At 46.9% G+C, this 2489-nt stretch carries 4 tRNA genes and 1 rRNA gene; all 5 read left to right on the top strand.

What is annotated here, in order from left to right:
• A 16S ribosomal RNA gene (locus tag AB9H30_RS19110) occupies positions 1-1167 on the top strand; the annotation flags it as partial.
• Between the two features lie 269 nt (positions 1168-1436).
• Positions 1437-1512 (top strand) — tRNA-Ala (locus AB9H30_RS19115).
• Between the two features lie 17 nt (positions 1513-1529).
• Positions 1530-1606 (top strand) — tRNA-Ile (locus AB9H30_RS19120).
• 164 nt (positions 1607-1770) lie between these two features.
• Positions 1771-1846 (top strand) — tRNA-Ala (locus tag AB9H30_RS19125).
• 17 nt (positions 1847-1863) lie between these two features.
• Positions 1864-1940: transfer RNA gene (locus AB9H30_RS19130), tRNA-Ile, on the top strand.
• The last annotated feature ends 549 nt before the right edge of the window (positions 1941-2489 follow it).

Raw genomic sequence — 2489 nt, forward strand, 5'->3', positions numbered from 1 at the left:
TGATGCAGCCATGCCGCGTGTGTGAAGAAGGCCTTCGGGTTGTAAAGCACTTTCAGTTGTGAGGAAAGGGATTTGGTTAATACCCAAGTTCTGTGACGTTAGCAACAGAAGAAGCACCGGCTAACTCCGTGCCAGCAGCCGCGGTAATACGGAGGGTGCAAGCGTTAATCGGAATTACTGGGCGTAAAGCGCACGCAGGCGGTTTGTTAAGCTAGATGTGAAAGCCCCGCGCTCAACGTGGGATGGTCATTTAGAACTGGCAGACTAGAGTTTTGGAGAGGGGAGTGGAATTCCAGGTGTAGCGGTGAAATGCGTAGATATCTGGAGGAACATCAGTGGCGAAGGCGACTCTCTGGCCAAGAACTGACGCTCATGTGCGAAAGTGTGGGTAGCGAACAGGATTAGATACCCTGGTAGTCCACACCGTAAACGCTGTCTACTAGCTGTTTGTGGATTTAATCCGTGAGTAGCGAAGCTAACGCGATAAGTAGACCGCCTGGGGAGTACGGCCGCAAGGTTAAAACTCAAATGAATTGACGGGGGCCCGCACAAGCGGTGGAGCATGTGGTTTAATTCGATGCAACGCGAAGAACCTTACCTACTCTTGACATACAGTGAACTTTGCAGAGATGCATTGGTGCCTTCGGGAACACTGATACAGGTGCTGCATGGCTGTCGTCAGCTCGTGTCGTGAGATGTTGGGTTAAGTCCCGCAACGAGCGCAACCCTTGTCCTTAGTTACCAGCATTAAGTTGGGTACTTTAAGGAGACTGCCGGTGACAAACCGGAGGAAGGTGGGGACGACGTCAAGTCATCATGGCCCTTACGAGTAGGGCTACACACGTGCTACAATGGTAAGTACAGAGGGAAGCGAACTTGTGAGAGTAAGCGGACCCCTTAAAGCTTATCGTAGTCCGGATTGGAGTCTGCAACTCGACTCCATGAAGTCGGAATCGCTAGTAATCGCAGATCAGAATGCTGCGGTGAATACGTTCCCGGGCCTTGTACACACCGCCCGTCACACCATGGGAGTGGGATGCAAAAGAAGTAGCTAGTCTAACCTCGCCCTGCTGGGAAAGGAGGACGGTTACCACTTTGTGTTTCATGACTGGGGTGAAGTCGTAACAAGGTAACCCTAGGGGAACCTGGGGTTGGATCACCTCCTTACCAAAAAGTTGTAGTGCTTTTGGTGCAGTGCTCACACAGATTTTCTTGTTATAAAGTTAGAAGAGTTCAAAAGTAGCGTCAGACCTACGAGTTTAGAATATAGGCTTGTAGCTCAGCTGGTTAGAGCGCNGAATAAAAGAGTCACGATATACCAAACCATTGTGTTTGTGTTGACCGGACGCGTTGCTTGCAACGAACAAAGGTCATTGCCGCGCAGGCGGTAAGCTGCGAATACTACTGCTGTAGTTGACGCGAGAATACAAAACAACGGGGCTATAGCTCAGCTGGGAGAGCGCCTGCCTTGCACGCAGGAGGTCAGCAGTTCGATCCTGCTTAGCTCCACCACTTGCTCAGAATGAAGCAGGCTTGTAGCTCAGCTGGTTAGAGCGCACCCCTGATAAGGGTGAGGTCGGCAGTTCAAGTCTGCCCAAGCCTACCAGTTCTACTTGGTTTAGCCAGCTTTGAGTTTGCGTTACTCACGTACTATCGTACGCTGCGTTACTCAGCCCAAACCTGCCGTCACCAAGCGAACTGGTTGATATGTTGACATGCATGAGTATGTTGAGTAGGTCAGGTAGAACAGTTACTTTTGAAAAGACGTAAGGGGCTATAGCTCAGCTGGGAGAGCGCCTGCCTTGCACGCAGGAGGTCAGCAGTTCGATCCTGCTTAGCTCCACCACTTGCTCAGAATGAAGCAGGCTTGTAGCTCAGCTGGTTAGAGCGCACCCCTGATAAGGGTGAGGTCGGCAGTTCAAGTCTGCCCAAGCCTACCAATTTTGTGGTATATGGTGTAAATCGTAAAATAAGCCTTAATGAATGGGCTCAGTATTNATCCTTGAGTATGGTCGGGATTGCCCTTATGTCGGAAGATAAGCCTTAATGAATGGGCTCAGTATTGAGAATATTCATTAGGGTTTTTTTAAGCCTTAAATGATAAATAATGGGGTCAGAGTAAATTACTTTGGACCATGTTTATCGTTATAAAGATGTTGTTTGAGTAATATACTCTGACCCCATTATTTATAATGCTCTTTAACAATTTGGAAAAGCNGTTGTTGAGAATATTCATTAGGGTTTTTTTAAGCCTTAAATGATAAATAATGCTCTTTAACAATTTGGAAAAGCTGATAATTAGTAATCAATATTTAAAGAAAGAGTAATACTGATTGAACAAACTCTGAAGTAATTTGGAGTGAGTTTTATCAATCGCTACTCTATCTGACGAATGTGTTGTGTGTATTGCGAAAGTGATACATGCAAAGAAATATGTGATTAGCAAATGAAAAAACTTGTCATGCATATAGTGCAAATTTTTAGCTAGC

The sequence above is a fragment of the Glaciecola sp. SC05 genome (genome assembly GCF_041380235.1).
Lineage (GTDB): Bacteria > Pseudomonadota > Gammaproteobacteria > Enterobacterales > Alteromonadaceae > Glaciecola.